The 16,267-nt window shown below is 73.1% G+C and carries 13 protein-coding genes; 6 read left to right on the top strand and 7 right to left on the bottom strand.

The genetic code is table 11. The features are described 5' to 3' along the window. The first annotated feature begins 3 nt into the window (after positions 1-3). Positions 4-957, top strand: coding sequence for a quinone oxidoreductase family protein (locus AC5L38_RS25360; RefSeq protein WP_495245309.1), 954 nt, complete (start codon positions 4-6; stop codon positions 955-957). A gap of 84 nt (positions 958-1,041) precedes the next feature. On the opposite strand, the gene AC5L38_RS25355 is transcribed toward AC5L38_RS25360, so the two are convergent. Beyond that, positions 1,042-1,848: an IclR family transcriptional regulator domain-containing protein gene (locus AC5L38_RS25355; protein ID WP_495245308.1), complete on the bottom strand. Its 807-nt coding sequence runs from the start codon at positions 1,846-1,848 to the stop codon at positions 1,042-1,044. Between the two features lie 398 nt (positions 1,849-2,246). Here AC5L38_RS25355 and AC5L38_RS25350 point away from each other — a divergent pair, with 398 nt between their 5' ends. Next, positions 2,247-4,304, top strand: coding sequence for a cellulose binding domain-containing protein (locus AC5L38_RS25350; RefSeq protein WP_495245307.1), 2,058 nt, complete (start codon positions 2,247-2,249; stop codon positions 4,302-4,304). A gap of 51 nt (positions 4,305-4,355) precedes the next feature. Here AC5L38_RS25350 and AC5L38_RS25345 read toward each other — a convergent pair whose 3' ends face one another. Further along, a complete protein-coding gene (locus AC5L38_RS25345; protein ID WP_495245306.1) occupies positions 4,356-5,009 on the bottom strand; it encodes a phosphotransferase in 654 nt (217 codons plus the stop codon). A gap of 158 nt (positions 5,010-5,167) precedes the next feature. On the opposite strand from AC5L38_RS25345, the gene AC5L38_RS25340 reads away from it, so the two are divergent. Further along, positions 5,168-8,089 carry an AfsR/SARP family transcriptional regulator gene (locus AC5L38_RS25340; RefSeq protein ID WP_495245305.1) on the top strand — a complete coding sequence of 974 codons (2,922 nt, stop codon included), beginning with the start codon at positions 5,168-5,170 and terminating at the stop codon, positions 8,087-8,089. Positions 8,090-8,116: 27 nt separating this feature from the next. On the opposite strand, the gene AC5L38_RS25335 is transcribed toward AC5L38_RS25340, so the two are convergent. Further along, positions 8,117-8,866: an SDR family NAD(P)-dependent oxidoreductase gene (locus AC5L38_RS25335; protein ID WP_495245304.1), complete on the bottom strand. Its 750-nt coding sequence runs from the start codon at positions 8,864-8,866 to the stop codon at positions 8,117-8,119. Positions 8,867-8,995: 129 nt separating this feature from the next. Between AC5L38_RS25335 and AC5L38_RS25330 the strand changes: the two genes are divergently transcribed. Beyond that, a complete protein-coding gene (locus AC5L38_RS25330) occupies positions 8,996-9,430 on the top strand; it encodes an Rrf2 family transcriptional regulator (RefSeq protein WP_495245303.1) in 435 nt (144 codons plus the stop codon). Between the two features lie 158 nt (positions 9,431-9,588). Here the strand turns inward: AC5L38_RS25330 and AC5L38_RS25325 are convergent, their stop codons facing one another. Genes AC5L38_RS25325 through AC5L38_RS25315 form a run of 3 tightly spaced genes read right to left on the bottom strand, consistent with a single transcriptional unit; the run spans position 9,589 to position 12,606 of the window. Then, the gene (locus tag AC5L38_RS25325) at positions 9,589-11,094 is read right to left on the bottom strand and encodes a tripartite tricarboxylate transporter permease (RefSeq protein ID WP_495245302.1); all 1,506 of its coding nucleotides are present in this window, start codon (positions 11,092-11,094) and stop codon (positions 9,589-9,591) included. Positions 11,095-11,114: 20 nt separating this feature from the next. Further along, complete coding sequence (locus AC5L38_RS25320) at positions 11,115-11,576, bottom strand: tripartite tricarboxylate transporter TctB family protein (RefSeq protein ID WP_495245301.1); 462 nt, start codon at positions 11,574-11,576, stop codon at positions 11,115-11,117. A gap of 1 nt (position 11,577) precedes the next feature. Continuing rightward, the gene (locus tag AC5L38_RS25315) at positions 11,578-12,606 is read right to left on the bottom strand and encodes a tripartite tricarboxylate transporter substrate-binding protein (protein ID WP_495245300.1); all 1,029 of its coding nucleotides are present in this window, start codon (positions 12,604-12,606) and stop codon (positions 11,578-11,580) included. A 174-nt stretch (positions 12,607-12,780) separates the two neighbouring features. Here AC5L38_RS25315 and AC5L38_RS25310 point away from each other — a divergent pair, with 174 nt between their 5' ends. Next, positions 12,781-13,464, top strand: coding sequence for a response regulator transcription factor (locus AC5L38_RS25310; protein WP_495245299.1), 684 nt, complete (start codon positions 12,781-12,783; stop codon positions 13,462-13,464). 6 nt (positions 13,465-13,470) lie between these two features. Continuing rightward, a complete protein-coding gene (locus AC5L38_RS25305; RefSeq protein ID WP_495245298.1) occupies positions 13,471-15,096 on the top strand; it encodes a sensor histidine kinase in 1,626 nt (541 codons plus the stop codon). Positions 15,097-15,208: 112 nt separating this feature from the next. Here the strand turns inward: AC5L38_RS25305 and AC5L38_RS25300 are convergent, their stop codons facing one another. Beyond that, positions 15,209-16,168 (bottom strand): TAXI family TRAP transporter solute-binding subunit, encoded by a 960-nt coding sequence (locus AC5L38_RS25300; RefSeq protein WP_495245297.1) that lies wholly within the window; start codon positions 16,166-16,168, stop codon positions 15,209-15,211. Positions 16,169-16,267: the final 99 nt, after the last annotated feature.

Below are 16,267 nucleotides of genomic sequence, written 5' to 3'. Positions count from 1 at the left end.
CCCGTGCGCGCCGTAGAGATCCAGGAACCCGGCCGCCCGCCCGTGCCGGTCGTGCGGGACGCGCCCCCGGCCGTCCCGGGCGAGACGCCGGTCACGGTCACGGCCGCTCCCGTCACCCCGCTGGACCTGCTGTGCGCGAGCGGCACGTCGTACTTCGGGAGGCCGCGGACCCCGTACGTGCCGGGCGTGCAGGGGGTCGGGACCGTCGACGGCGAGCCGGTGTGGTTCGCGACCTCGGCGGGGATGGCGCCGGGCGACGGGAGCATGGCCGAGCTCGCCCGCGTGCCGGTGGGCGACGTGGTGCGGCTCCCCGCCGGGATCGATCCGGTGGCGATCGCCGCGCTGGGGCTGTCGGCCGTCGCCGCGCACCAGGCGCTGACCTGGCGCGGCGAGCTGGTCGCCGGGGAACAGGTGCTGGTGCTCGGCGCCGGGGGCGTGGTCGGCCAGGCGGCCGTCCAGCTCGCCCGCGCCGCCGGTGCCCGCAGGGTGATCGCGGCCGCGCGGTCCGCCGCCGCCAGGGACCGGGCCGAGCGGGCCGGCGCCGACGCCGTCGTCACGCTCGACACCGAGGACGTCGCCGAGCTGGCGGCGCGCTTCACCGCCGTCGCCGACGGGCCGGTCGACCTGGTGCTCGACCCGCTGTTCGGCGCACCGGCCGCCGCCGCCGCGCGCACCCTGCGCCCCGGCGGCAGGCTGGTCAACCTCGGCGGCTCGGCGGGCGAGACCTGCCCGATCGACTCGGCCACCCTGCGTGGCGGGTCACTGCGCCTGCTCGGCTACACCAACAACGAGCTGAGCCCGGAGCGGCGCGCCGCCTCGCTCGCGTTCGTCGCCGAGCGGGCCCTGCTCGGCACCCTGTCCGTCACCCACGAGACCATGCCGCTGCGGGAGGCGGGGGAGGCGTGGCGGCGCCAGCACGAGGGCACCGCGACCGGCCGGATCGTCCTCATCCCCTGAACGACTCTCCTGGACGACTTCTCGAACGACCCGAACGACCCGAACCGCCGGGAGGGCCGGGCCGCTCAGGACGTGGCGGGCCGCTCAGGAGGCGGCCGGCCGGGTCACGTGCGGGACCGTCTCCAGCCGGGCGAAGTCAGCGCTGATCTCCCCCGCGGTCTGGAGCAGCGGCGGAAGGTGCTCCTCCAGCAGCCGTTCCAGGGAGGTCTCCGCGGCGTGGCTGTTGACGTTGATCCCGGCGATCACCCGCCCGGACCCGTCACGCAGCGGCGCGGCGACCGAGCGGATGCCGGGCGCGAGCTGCTCGTCGGTGAACGCCCAGCCGCGCGCGCGCACCTCGCGCAGCTCGGCGTGCAGCTCCTCGCGGCCGATCCGCCTCGGTTCGATGCCGGACCGCGACGGCTCGGCCAGCACGCGGTCCACCTCCTCCGGGGACAGCGCGGCCAGGCAGATCTTGCCCAGCGAGGTCGCCTGCGCCGGGAACCGGGTGCCGATCTGCACGGCCAGCCCCACGATCTTGGGCACCGCGACCCTGGCCACGTAGACGATGTCGGAGCCGTCGAGCTGGGCGATCGAGCACGACTCGCCCGTACGGGCGACGAGCCTTTCCAGGTGGGGGCGGGCGACGTCCCACAACCCCATCGAGCGCACGTAGGCCACGCCCAGCTCCAGCACCCGGGGGGTCAGCGCGAACCCGCCCTCGCACGAGCGCACGTAGCCCAGCTCCTGGAGGGTGAGCAGGATGCGCCGGGTGGTCGGCCGGGCCAGGCCGGTCGCGGTGGCCACCTGGGTCAGCGACATCACCGGGCGGCGCGGCTGGAAGGCGGTGACGACCTCCAGCCCTCGGGCCAGCGCCTCGATGAAATCCGGTCCGACGCCTTCGCGCGGCATTCACCGACTCCTCACAACGGGGATGTCACGGGGCGGCCTCTCACGAAGGACCGGCATCCGGACACCTCAACAGAGCATGTGGCATGTTCACCGTCCAGCCTATACGCCCCTGTAACACGGCACGATGGGGATGCCGCCCTGTCCCGTCGCGGTCTCACCCCGGCCGGGAGCCGGGGCGGCGGTCCGTTCTCGCTCGCTGAGCGGACAAGCGGCCACTGTCCGGCGTGGTTGTCCCTCCGGCCGGTGCGACCCGGCCGTCCCACGCTGACCATCACCGGCCCGCGTGAAAGTTTCAACGCCGGTTGACGAACGGGGAGGTGACCGCTGACGATCACGTTGCCTCCGAGTCAGGGCCGGAGCGTCGAGTGAACGTCACTTATCCGTTGCGAGGTGCATCGATGCCGAAAGTTCCGTTACGGGCCGCGTCCGCGATCCTGCTGACGCTGGCCGCCCTGACCGTCTCCCCCGCGCACGCCGATCCCGCCGCGCACGCCGACGAGGTCGATCCGGTCGCGGTGACCGTCAACGCCCGCGCCGCGCTCGCCACCGTCCCCGAGACCGGCATCGGTACCAACCACGCGATCTGGGACAGCCGGCTGGGCACCGACGAGACCGCCGACCTGCTCAAGGACGCGGGCATGAAGGTGCTGCGCTACCCCGGCGGCTCGTACTCCGACATCTACCACTGGGCCGACCACACAGCTCCCGGCGGCTACGTGGCTCCCGACACCGACTTCGACACCTTCATGCGCGGCGTGCGGCGCACCGGGGCGCAGCCGATGGTGACCGCCAACTACGGCACCGGCACGGCGGCGGAGGCCGCGGCCTGGGTGCGGCACGCCAACGTCGTCAAGGGCTACGGCGTCAAGTACTGGGAGATCGGCAACGAGAACTACGGCAACGGCCACTACGGCGCCGTCTGGGAGGCCGACGACCACCCCGACAAGAGCCCGGCCGAGTACGCGCGCCACGTCGTGGCCTACTCCGACGCGATGAAGGCCGTCGACCCGACCATCAAGATCGGCGCGGTGCTGACCACCCCGGCCAACTGGCCCGACGGGATAGTCGCCGACGGCGACGCCGGAACCTGGAACGACGTCGTCCTGGCCGCCGCGGGATCGAAGATCGACTTTGTGATCCTGCACTGGTACCCCGGCGCCTTCGACAGGGCCGCGCACGTCCCCGACATGATCCACCTCACCCGCCAGCAGATCGCGAAGCACGTCGGGGCCGGATCCGAGCGGATCGGCATCGCGATGACCGAGTTCAACACCGGGTCGAACAGCGGCGGCACGACGACCCAGCCGGGCGCGCTGGCCGCCGCCGACGCCTACGCGACGCTGCTGGCCAACGGGGTGTTCACGGTCGACTGGTGGAACGTCCACAACGGCATCGGCAACGTCACGCAGGTCGAGGGACACACCGACTACGGCGACTTCGGCCTGCTGTCGAGCGGGACGTGCACCGCCGACGGCGGCGTCTGCGAACCGGCGGCGAACACGCCCTTCGCGCCGTACTACGCGCTCCAGATGGTGAGCAGGTTCGCCCGCCCCGGGGACCGGTTCGTCCGGGCCGCGACCGACCAGGCGAAGGTCGTCGCGCACGCCGTGCGCCGTCCCAACGGGGATCTGGCCGTCCTGCTGGTCAACACCTCCTCCGACACGTCCTATCCCGTCACGATCGGCTACGCCGGGTTCAGCCCGGCGTCCGGGGCTCCCACCGTGCTGACCCACACCAACGGCGCCACGGGCATCACCACCTCGACGGCGGGCAGCGCGACCGGCCAGACGCTGCCGCCGCTCTCGCTGACCACGGTCGTCCTGCGTCCCGCCTCCGCCCAGGCCGGCCTGCCGGGCGTGCCCGGACAGCCCACGGCCTCCGCCGTGACGGACAGGACCGCCACCATCTCCTGGCCCGCCGCCTCCGCCGGTACGCGCCCGATCGCGAAGTACGAGGTCCACCGCCAGAACGGGGCCGTCACCGAGCAGGTCGGCGAGACCGGCGGCACCTCCCTCACCGTGCGCAACCTGAGGCCGGGCACCCGCTACACGGTCAACGTGATCGCCCGGGACAGCGGCGGCGGCGTCTCGGCGCCCTCCGCGCCGCTGACGTTCACGACCGGCACGCCCGCCTCCAGCTCGTGCTCGGTACGCCTGACCAAGCAGTCCGACTGGGCCAGCGGCTACGTCGGCGCCATCGACATCACCAACGACGGCGCGCCGGTCAGCGGCTGGACCCTGAGCTTCAGCTGGCCCAACCCCTGGCAGAGCCTGGGCAGCGGCTGGGGCGCCGTCTGGACGCAGGACGGGCGGGACGTCAAGGTCGTCAACGACCCCGGCAACGGCTCGCTGCCCACGGGCGCGTCGGCCACGGTCGGCTTCGTCGGCAACTACAGCGGCCCGAACACGCTGCCCGCCGTCTTCACCCTCAACGGAACCGTCTGCACGACCCGGTGACGGCGGCCGGGGGCCGTCCGTCTCCCGGACGGACGGCCCCCGCGCCGGTCGCTACCGAGGGGTGAGGGAGCTCACCACCGCCACGGCGTCGCCGAGGAGTCGCTTCTCGGACCGGCTCAGCGCCGGGTCGGCGGTCCGGAGGGCGAGGGCCCCCTCCATGTCGATCGCGTGGTCGAGCCCGCCGAGCAGGGCGACCAGGATCGTGCGGACCATGGGCGCCGCGTCCGGCATGTTCACCGCGCCCTCCGCCAGGATCAGGGCGGACATCCCCCGATCGAGCGCGGGCGGCCCCTCCCCGGCGTTGGCCCAGTCGATCACCATCGGCCCGCCGGGCGTGAGCATCACGTTCCCCGGATGCAGGTCGAGGTGGAGGACGCGGTCCGCCGGGTCTGCCGAGACCCGCGGCGGGAGGGCGTGCAGGCGGCGCAGCAGCCCCGCCAGGACCGTGCCCGTCTCCTCCAGGGTGATCGCGCCCCGCATGAGCGCCTCCAGCATGGTCGGGCCGGACAGCCGCTCCATGGTCAGATCCCCGCCCGAGACCGACCCGACACGCGGCGCCGGATACCCGTGACCGGAGACGTAGGACATCACGACCGCCTCGGCGGACGCGTCGCCGCCGTCCCGGTACCGGCGCAGCGCCCACGCGTCGTCGATCGCGAACACATCCGCGGTACGGCCGGAGCCGAGCAAAGGACCGGTCTGCATGATCAGAAGCGTTACCCATGATCACCCGAACGGCAACCGGTGCCCTCGGACACCCGCGTCCCCGGCAAGAAATGCCCTGGCCTTATTGCTGCTTTGGGGCATAATCGCGATAAGTCCGTATTTGGACGGAGGTGGTGGCGAAGAGGGCGGGCTGTCAGGTGAGCGCTGAACCATCCGGGCTTCACTTCTCCGTCCTGGGTCCGCTGACGGTGACCCGCGAGGGGGAACGGCTCGATCTCGGAGGCCCCCGCGTCAAAGCCCTCGTCGCGACCCTGCTCATCGCGCAGGGCAAGATGGTGACGAGCGACCGCCTCGTCGACGCGGTGTGGGGGGAGAACGCCCCGGCCAGCGGCGTCGCCACCCTGTACTCGCACATCACCAAGCTGAGAAGGGTCCTGGAACCGGACCGGCCTCCCCGTACCACCACCGGCCTCCTCGACCGGCAGGGGCCGGGATACGTCCTGCGCGTCAGGCCGGAATCGGTGGACTCCGAACGCTTCGCCGCCCTGGCCGAGCGCGGCGCGAGACTGCTTCCCGACGACCCGTCGGCGGCGGCGGAGAGCCTCGCGGCCGCGCTCGCGCTGTGGCACGGTCCCGCGTACGCCGACCTCGGCGACACCGACGTGGCTGGCGCCGAGATCGCCCGCCTGGAGAACGCCCGGCTGACCGCCCGCCAGGACCACGCGGCGGCCCGCCTCGCGACCGGCGCGGACGTCCAGGCCGTCGGCGAGCTGGAGTCGCTGGTCCGCGAGCACCCCCTGGCGGAGCGGTCCTGGGAACTGCTCGCGCTCGCCCTGTACCGGAACGGGCGGCAGGCGGACGCGCTGGCCACCCTCCGCACGGCGCGCGAGCGGCTGATCGAGGAACTCGGCGTGGACCCCGGCCCCTCGCTGCGCGCCGTGGAGGCGGCGATCCTCCGGCAGGATCCCGCCCTGGACCCGCGCACCCCGGAGAAGGCCGCGACGGCCGCCGCGCGTCCCGAGCCGGGAGAGCCCGCCCGCCCGCGGCTTCCGGTGCCGCTGACCCGCCTCATCGGGCGTGACGGCGCCGTGGGCGCGGTGAAGGACCTGCTCGCCGCGCACCGGCTGGTGACGATCGTCGGCCCCGGCGGCACCGGCAAGAGCCGCGTGGCCCTGGAGGCCGCCCGGGAGCACCGCATCGGGAACGGGGCCGGAAACGGAGACGAGGGCGGGAGCGGCGAGGAGGACGGCCCGTGGCTCGCCCTCCTGGCGGACGTGACGGACGCGGAACTGCTGCCGGTCGCGATCGGCGCGGCGATGGGCGCGGCCACCACGAGCGGCACCGACCATCTCGCCGCGTCGATCGGCGACCGGGAGACGCTGCTGGTTCTCGACAACTGCGAGCACCTGGTCGACGCGGTCGCGCCGCTGGCGGAGACGTTGCTGTCCCGCTGCCCCGGCCTGCGGCTGCTCGCCACGAGCCGGGAACCGCTGGCCGTCACGGGGGAGGCGACCTGGGACCTGGCGCCGCTGGATCCCGACGGGGCGGCCGTCGAGCTCTTCCTGGAACGTTCTGGCGCGGTCCGTCCCGGCCGACGGCCGCGCCACGACGAGCGTGAGCTGATCTCCCGGATCTGCCGGGAGCTGGACGGCCTCCCCCTGGCCGTCGAGCTCGCGGCGGCCCAGACCCGGGTCCTGTCCCTCGAACAGATCGCGGACGGGCTCGACGACCGGTTCGCGCTGCTGGCCACCGGCTCCCGTACCGCCCCCGAGCGCCATCGGAGCCTGGAGGCGGTCATCGCGTCGAGCGTGCGCCTGCTCACCCCGCCGGAGAGGGAACTGCTCGGCTGCCTGAGCCTCTTCGAGGGCGGGTTCGACCTGGAGGCGGCCGAACGGGTGGCGGGGCCTCCCGGGGCGCTGCACAGGCTGGGCGGCCTCGTCGCCAAGTCGCTGGTCACCGTGGACGGCTCCGCCGCGCCCCGGCGCTACCGGATGCTGGAGACCATCCGGCAGTACGCCCTGCGCGCCCTGCCCGGCGACGAGCGGGCCCGCTGGGCGGGCCGCCATCTCGCGTGGACGGTGGAGCTCGCCGAGACGGCCGGCCGGCGCCTGCGCACCTTCGACGGGGAGCTGTGGCTGCGCAGGCTCCGGCACGAGCAGGCGAACACCAGGGCCGCGCTCGGCCACGCCCTGGCCACGGGCGACGGGGACTCCGCGCTGCGCCTCGCCGGCGCGCTGTCGTGGTTCTGGTACCGCAACGGCAACGTGCACGAGGGCATCGCGCGGCTGTCCGAGGCCCTCGACCTCGCGGGCGCCGACCACCCCGGGCGGGGGCAGGCGCTGATCGGGCGGGCACTGCTCCGCTACCTGGCGGGCGACCCGTTCGCCGGGAACGACGACGTCGAGATGGCACTGCGGGAGGCCGAGACCACCGGCGACATCGAGGTCATGGCCCGCGCCCTGCCCTACCGGGCGTACTTCCTCCAGCTCAGCGGCGACCCGGACAGGGCGCAGCTCACCCTCGCCGAGGGCTGGACGCGGGTGCGGGCGACGGGGCTGTCCTGGATCGAGGCCGAGCTGATGATGGTGCGCGGGCAGATCACCAGGGTGGCGGGCGACCCGCTGCTCGCCGCCGGGCAGCTCGTGCAGGCCGCCGACATCGCCGAGGCCTGCGGCCACGACTGGGCGTACTGCTCCTCGGGCTGGATCGGGGCGAAGGTCGCCATGGACACGGGCGACGCCGGCCGGGCCGTGCAGCAGGCGGCCCGCCTGGTCGTGCACCTCGACCGCGTGCGGGACGTGACCTCCTGGCTGGCCTGTGCCCACGTGCTCGGCGGAGCGCTCGGCATGGCCGGCCGGGGGGTGGACGGCGCGGTGCTGCTCGGCGCGGTCGCGGCCATCGGCTCCCGGGTGGGCTACTCCCCCGAGCTCATGGACCCGCTGGACGGCCCCCGGAACGTGGCCGTCGTGCGCGCCGCCCTCTCGCCGGAGACGTACGACGAGGCCACGACCATGGGGGCGAGCCTCACGAAGGGGGACGTCACCGCGATGGCGAGCCGCCTCATCGTGACCATCCCGGGCGACGGCCGGCGGACGGTCCTGCGCCACGACCGCTCCTGAGTCACGGCCGGTCCTCGTGGGTCCGGTTCAGGCGTTGTAGCCGCCGTGGGCGTCCAGCACCGCGCCGGTGACGTACGACGCGGCGGGGCTCGCCAGGAAGGCGATCGCCACGGCGATCTCGTCGGGGTGCCCCAGGCGCTGCAGGGACAGCGAGCCGACCAGGGCCTTGAGGGTCTCGGGGTCCGGCGGCTCCATCCCGCTCTCCATCAGCCCGGCCTCCACGACGTTGGCCGTGATGCCCCGGGAACCGAGGTCCCGCGCGACGCCCATGGTGTATCTCTCGATCCCCGACTTGGTCGCCGAGTAGTCGGCGAGGCCCGGGAGCCCGACCCGGGAGCCCAGCCCGGAACTCACCGTGATGACGCGGCCCCCCTCGCGCAGCACCCGGGAGGCGGCCCGGATGACGGCGATCACGCCGAGGTAGTTGGTGGCGTGCATCCGGTCCAGCGCGGCGGTGTCGGCGTCCGGGTCGTCCACCCTGTGGCTCACCGAGATCGCCGCGTTGTTGACGAGGATGTCCAGGCCGCCGAAGTGCGCGACCACGTCGTCGATCAACGCCGGTGCCCCGCTCGTGTCCGCCTGGTCGGACTTGAGGGCGACGGCCCTGCCTCCCCTGCCGAGCACCTCGTCGACGACGGCCCGCGCCCGCTCGTCCGAGCTGACGTAGGTGAACGCGACGTCGGCGCCCTGCTCGGCCAGCAACCGTACGGTCGCGGCTCCCAGTCCGCGCGAACCCCCGGTGACCAGGGCGACCTTGCCCGTGAGCGGCTTGTCCATTCTTCTCACCTCGCTGATCGATCCATCCGATGGTCGTAACGCTAATGGTTACGACAGTGTGGTCGCAACATTTGCTGTTACGACTGGAGCGCCGTAACATACAACGGCGCGGCCAGGAGAAGAGGGTTCATGAGCGCCAACAGCAGGCTGACCATCGCCGCCCACGCGCTGGCCTGGATCAGCCTCTACCAGCGCCAGGGCAACGAGGTCGCGACCTCCGAGCAGATCGCGAGCAGCGCGAACACCAATCCCGTGGTGATCAGGCGGCTGCTCGGCGAGCTGCGCAGGGCGGGGCTCGTGGAGTCCCGGCGGGGCATGGGCGCGGGCTGGTCGCTGGCGCGCGAGCTGGAGTCGATGACCCTGCTCGACGTGTACGAGGCGGTGGAGCCCGGCCCGCTGTTCGCGATGCACCGCGCCACCCCGGACCAGGAATGCGTGGTGGGGTACGGCATCCGGCCCGCGATGCAGGGCATCTACGAGGGCATCGAGGAGACCCTGCGGCGCGAGCTGGCCCGCGTCACCCTGCAGGACGTGGTCCGCGACGTCCTCGCGGCCCCCCGCTGACACCACCCGCGACATCTCGCGGCTTCTCGCCGCCCCGGAGCGGGCAGTCGTCCCGGAGCGGGCAGTCGTCCCGGAGCGGGCACCGGTCCGCGGCCGGGCGCGGCTCGCGGCCCTGCGGGTGACCCGCCGGATCCGGGGTCCCTACTCCTCACTCCTCCTCACTCCTCCTCGGCGAACACCACCTCGCGGCGCCTGCGGATCGCCGGGAGGACGGCGACGACGAGCGCCGCCACGGCCAGGACCAGGAGCACCGCGGAGATCGGCCGGGTCAGGAAGACCGTCGCGTCGCCGCGGGAGATGATGAGCGCCCGCCGCAGGTTCTCCTCCAGCAGGGGGCCGAGGACGAACCCGAGCAGCAGCGGCGCCGGCTCGCAGCCGCACTTGATCAGGACGTAGCCGAGGATCCCGAAGAACACGATCGCGTAGACGTCGTAGGCGTTGAACTCCAGGGAGTACGTGCCGATCGCGGCGAACAGGATGATCATCGGGAACAGCACCTGGTACGGGATGCGCAGCATGCGCACCCACAGGCCGATCAGCGGCAGGTTCAGCAGCACGAGCAGCACGTTGCCGATCCACATCGACGCGATCAGGCCCCAGAACAGCTCCGGCTCGTCGACGATGACGTTCGGGCCGGGGGTGATCCCGTGGACGATGAACGCGCCGACCATCAGCGCCATCACCGGGTGGGCGGGCAGCCCCAGGGTGAGCAGCGGGATGAACGACGTCTGCGCGGCGGCGTTGTTCGCCGACTCGGGACCGGCGACGCCCTCGATCGCGCCGCGCCCGAACTCCTCGCGCCGCTTCGAGATCCGCTTCTCGACGGCGTACGAGGTGAACGAGGCCAGCACGTGGCCACCGCCGGGCAGGACGCCGAGCGCGGCGCCGAGGCCGGTACCGCGCAGGATCGGGCCGACGATCCTGCGCCGGTCCTCGCGGGTCGGCCAGAGGTTCCTCACCGTGTCGACGATCGCCGTGCGGGTCTGCTCGTTCTCCAGGTTGCGCAGGATCTCGGCCACCCCGAACATGCCGACGGCGACCGACACGAAGTCGATGCCGCCGTACAGCTCGCGCTGGTCGAACACGAACCGGGGGGTGCCCGTGTAGAGGTCCTGGCCGACCGTGCCGAACAGCACGCCGAGCGCGATCATCGCCAGCGCCTTGAGCGTCCCGCCGCGCGCCAGCGCGATCGACACGATCAGGCCGAGCAGCACCAGCGAGAAGTACTCGGGCGCGCCGAAGTTCAGCGCGACGCGGGCCAGCGGCGGGGCGGCGACGGCGAGCACGACCGTGGCCACCGTGCCCGCGAAGAAGGACCCGATCGCGGCGGCGGCCAGCGCCGCGCCGGCCCGGCCCTGCCGGGCCATCTCGTGCCCGTCCAGCGCGGTGACCGCCGCCGACGACTCACCGGGCAGGTTGATCAGGATCGCGGTCGTCGAGCCGCCGTACTGCGCGCCGTAGTAGATGCCGGCCAGCATGATCAGCGCCGTCACCGGCTCGAAGCTGAACGTGATCGGCAGCAGCATCGCCACCGTCGCCGTCGGCCCGATGCCGGGCAGCACGCCGACCGCCGTCCCGAGCAGCACTCCCACGAAGCAGTAGAGGACGTTCTGGAGCAGGAGGGCGGTCGAGAGGCCCAGTACGAGGTTGTCGAGAAGTTCCATGCCTCAATCCGGATGCCGCGTCAGAACCCCAGCCACGGGCCCAGGAGCGGGATCCGCAGCTGAAGTCCGACGACGAAGATGAGCGTGGCGGCCGCGGTGAGCCCGGCGGCCACGGCGACGGCCGTGAGCGGCCGTACGCGCGAGCTGGCCAGCGCGGTGAGCAGGGCGGTCACCGCCGACGTCGGGACGAACCCGAGGCCCCGGACGGTGAGCCCGAAGAACAGGACCGCGAGCACGATGGCGCCGACCGCGCGCCAGGGGATCGGCCCGAACTCGATCACCTCTCCGGCGACGAGTCCCTTGACGACGATCGCCAGGCCCAGGGCGGCCACGACCGCGCCGACCAGCAGCGGGAAGGCTCCGGGGCCCATCCGCAGCGGGGTGCCCAGGTCGTAGCCGAGCGCCCCCACCGCGAACGCGCCGCCGATCAGGACGAAGACTCCCCCGGCCAGGACGTCGGGGAGGGACCGGCGACGCTCCACCTCAGGAGGCCTTGACGCCCGCGTCGGCGATGACCTTCGCCCAGGTGCCGAGCTGCTCCTCCAGCTTGGCCCGGTGCGCCTGCGGGGTCGCGTCCTCGGCCGCGACCGGCGCGGTGCCGAGCTTGGCCATCTGGTCGACGACCCCCTTGTCGGCCAGCGCCACCTTCAGCGCGTCGGACAGCTTCTGGACGACGTCCTGCGGCGTGCCCTTCGGGACGTAGAGGCCGTGCCACACGCTCACCTGGAGCTGGGGCAGCCCGGCCTCGGTCGTGGTGGGCAGGTCGGGCAGGCTCTTCACGCGCTCGGGCGTGGTCACCGCGTACGCCTTCACCTCGCCCGCGGAGATCTGGCCGCTGGTGTTGGTCGTCTGGTCGCACATGAAGTCGACCTGGCCGCCGACGAGGTCGGTCAGCGCGGGGCCGGTGCCCTCGTACGGGACCTCCTGGAGCTTGACGCCGGTGGCGGACTGGAACAGCAGGCCGCACAGGTGGGACGCGGCGCCGATGCCGGCGTTGGCCAGCGTGACCTTGCCCGCGTTCGCCTTCACGTGGGTCACGAGGTCCTGGAGCGTCTTGGGCTCGAAGTCCTTGCGGGCGACGATCGTCATCGGCACCTCGGTGACGAGCCCGACCATCTCGAAGCTCTCCAGCGGCTTGTAGCTCAGGTTCTGGTATAGGGCGGGAGCCGTCGACATGCCGATGTGGTGCATGAGCACGGTGTAGCCGTCGGGATCGGCCCGCGCGACCTCACCGGCGCCGATCGTGCCGCCCGCGCCCTCGGCGTTCTGGACGACGACCTTGGCGCCGAGCTTGGCGGCCATCGGCTCGGCGATCATGCGGGTGACGGTGTCCGTCGGGCCGCCCGCGCTGAACGGCACGACGAACGTGATGTTCTTGTCGGGGTAGCCCCCGGCGTCGGTGGCGCCGCCGCCGGGGGTGCCCCCGTTGCCGGAGCAGGCGGCGACAAGCGGAACGATACCGATCGCGGCGATCATCCGCCTGACGGCTCGGTAGCTGCGGGTCGTCCTCATGTCGCGGCCTCCTCCTCTGCGCACGCGCATTTGTTCGATGAGTGCGCGGCATCAGTGTCGGACGGGGAGGGCTCGGATGGTGTCAGAGAAATCCCAAGAATGCGGGGGATATCAGAGAGTTACCGGAAATGAAGGGCTGACCAAGCACCGGTCCTGGCCGTACAATCCGCCGGTATGCGGATCACCATCATCGAGGATGACGACCGCGTGGCGCGGGGCCTGGTGACCGTCCTCGCCCAGGCGGGCTTCGAGGTCCACCGCATCGCCACCGCCGCGGAGGCGGTGCGTGCCGCCCCGTCCGACGTGGTCCTCGTCGACCTGGGCCTGCCCGACGGCGACGGGCTCGACGTGATCCGCAGGCTGCGTGACCACCCGGAGACGGCCGTCATCGCCGTTACGGCGCGTTCCGAGGAGCACGAGCGCGTCCGCGGCCTGCGTGCCGGCGCGGACGACTACATCGTGAAGCCGTTCGGCATCCCGGAGCTGCTCGCCCGGATCGACGCCGTCCTGCGGCGCACCCGGGTCGCCCGCTCCCTGAGCCACCCGGACGAGCCGCTCGTCCTCGGCCCGATGCGGATCGTCGTCGGCACCCGCGAGGTCACCGTCGACGGCACGCCCGTGACGCTGACCCGCAAGGAGTTCGAGCTGCTCCTGCTGCTGGCCCGGCGGGCCCCGAACGTGGTGAGCCGCGACGTCATCCTCGACCAGATCTGGGGCGCGACCTGGGAGGCGTCGAGCCGCACCCTCGACACCCACATCGCGGCGCTACGGAACAAGATCGGGCCTGCCGTGCTCATCCGCACGGTCCACGGGGTCGGCTATCGGCTCCTGGCCGACCAGCCGGAGCTGATCGGCTGACGCGCCGTGCACCGTCGCCTGCTCGCCGTCCTGGTACCCCTCGCGGTACTGCTCGTCGCGGCGCTCGGGGTGCCGCTCAGCGTCACCGTGGCCGAACGGGAGATGCAGGAGACCTACGTCGACCGGCTCAACGACGTCGGCCGGTTCGCGTCGCTGGCCGAGACCGCGCTGTCGACCGGGCGGACCGAGGCGCTCCACCGCGAGCTGGCGCACTACCACGAGCTGTACGGCATCCCCGCCGCGGTGATCGACACGTCGGGCACGGTGCTGCTCGGACCGGCCGGCGCCTACCAGCGGGCGGCGCGGGCCGAGCCCGCGCTGCCCCGGATCGTGACCGCGGCGCTGGCCGGGGCGAGGTCGGAACCGTCCGGGGAATGGACGCCGTGGGGCGACTCGGCCCTCGTGGTCGCGGAGCCGGTGGGCCGCGACAGCGAGGTCGTCGGCACCGTCGTGACGATCTCCGACCTGTCGAGGACGCGCTACCGCATCCTCGTGCGGTGGGCCCAGCTCGCCGCGCTCGGGCTGCTGCCGCTGGTCGCGCTGGTGGCCGTCGCCTGGCCGGTGTCGGCGTGGGTGCTGCGGCCGGTGCGTGAGCTGGACGCGGCGAGCTCGCGGATCTCCCGGGGCGACCTCACCATCCGGGCGGACGCCGAGGCCGGCCCGGTCGAGCTGCGGCGGCTGGCGGAGTCGTTCAACACCATGATGGACGCGGTCGAGAACGCCGCGCAGCGGCAGCGGGCGTTCGTGTCCGACGCGTCGCACCAGCTGCGCAACCCGCTGACCAGCCTCCGGCTCGCCGTGGAGAGCCTGGAACCGCACCTGCGCGCGAGCGGCGACGGGCGGCAGGTGTACGACGTCGCCGTCGACGAGCTGAAGGCGATGCAGCGGCTGCTGAACTCGCTGCAGGCCAGCGCGCGGATGGAGAGCATACGGAAGGCGTCGCCGGTGGATCTCGACGCGGTGCTGGCGACCCGGGTGAACCGCTGGCGGGCGTTGACGGCGACGGCGGGGCAGACACTGACGGTCGACGTCCCGCCGGGGCTGCGCCTGCTGGAGCCCCCGGGCGGGCTGGGCAGCGTCCTGGACGAGCTGATCAGCAACGCGTTGCGGCTGTCGGACGCGCGGGCGGTGGAGGTGACCGCCCGGGTCGTCCCCGGCGATGCGGGCGCCGCCCGGATCGCCTCCGGCGGTGCGAACGCCGCCCGGATCGCCTCCGGCGGTGCGAACGCCGCCCGGATCGCCTCCGGCGGTATGAACGCCGGTCCCGGAAACGTCACCGCGGGCACCGGCCCCGGCGGCGCCACCGCGAGCACCGGCCCCGGCGACACCTCCGCGGCCGGGGGCGTGGTCACCATCGCCGTCCGCGACGACGGCCAGGGAATCGACGCGTCCGAGCGGGCCCAGGCGCTACGACGGTTCTGGCGGTCGCCGCGGCACCAGAACGTGTCCGGGACCGGCCTCGGACTGGCGATCTGCGCCGACCTGGTCGGGGCGGCCGGAGGCGAGCTGCGGCTGGAGGAGGGCCTGCCACGCCCGGACGGGTCCGGGCACGGATTCGCCGCGGTGGTCGTGCTGCCGGTCGTCCCGCAGGTGGCGTCGCCGTCCGGCACCGCGGCACCCTCGCAGGTCTGAGACTCCCGGGCCCCGTCATGACACTTCCGAACCCCGTCACGGGCGTGAGACTCCCGCCTGCGTCACGGACCTGAGGCTCCCGGCTCCGTCACGGGCTTGAGGCCCTCCCGGTTCAGCGCTTGCGGTCGCGGAACCAGGCGGCCGCGCCCGGATGGAGCGGGATCGACGCGGTGGAGATCCCGGTGCGCACGTTGATCTGCCACGCCTCGGGAACGGCTTCCGTGCCGTCCCGACCGGCGGAGGTGATCGTGCCGGTGTGCGTGAAAATCGTGTCGGTGATGGCGCGGACCAGGTCGTCGGGCAGGTCGTCGCGTACGAGGAGCAGGTTCGGGACGGCGACGGTGGGGGTGGCCGGGACACCGGCGTAGGCGGTCGCGGGGATCGTGGCCGGAGCGTAGGAACCCGGGAACGCGGTGAGGAGCGCGTCCGCCTGCGCCTCCAGCGGGATCAGCCGGATCGGGTGCCGCCGTACCAGCTCCGTGATGGCGGGTGTCGGGACGCCGGTCAGGGAGAACATCGCGTCGATCTCGCCGTCGCGCAGCGCCGCCGCCGACTCGGCCTGGCTGAGGTACCGGCCGTCGGCGCTCACCCCGCCGTGCTTCAGGGCCCGCAGCGACGTGAACTCGGTGCCCGAGTCGTGGGCGCCGAGGGACACGCGCCCGCCCTCGATGTCCCGGAACTCCTCGATCGCCGAACCGGCCATGACCACGAGATGCAGGTGACTGTCGTAGAGCCGGCATATCGCCGAGAGTCCCCCGGGCGCGCTGCCGTCGGTCGTGATCAGCGCGTCCAGGCTCGTCAGCCCGAGGTGCACCTCACCGGCCCGCAGCATCCGGATGTTGTCGGTGGACGCCCCGCTCGGCACGGTGGTCACCGTGGCGCCCGGCACCTGTTCGGAGATGTGCTCGGCCAGCGCGCCACCGATGCGGCGGTACACCGCCCCGGCCGGGCCGGTGGCCAGGCGCAGGTGGACCCTGTCGGCCTCGGGCCGCCGGGAGCAACCGGCGAGCAGCCCTCCGGCGGCCAGGAGCACCGCCCGCCGGCTGAGCCTCGGCTCCGGGTTCAGCACCATGCCGAGATGATACGGACGCGACCGCCGGGGCCGGTGAAGAACGTGATTCCGAACCGGCTGGACGAGGTGCGGGCGAACGAAATCTGTTTGCGCTAACAC

The sequence above is a fragment of the Streptosporangium nanhuense genome (genome assembly GCF_059358815.1).
The sequence above is the reverse complement of the archived record's forward strand: the minus strand, read 5'-3'. Positions and strand labels throughout refer to the sequence as shown.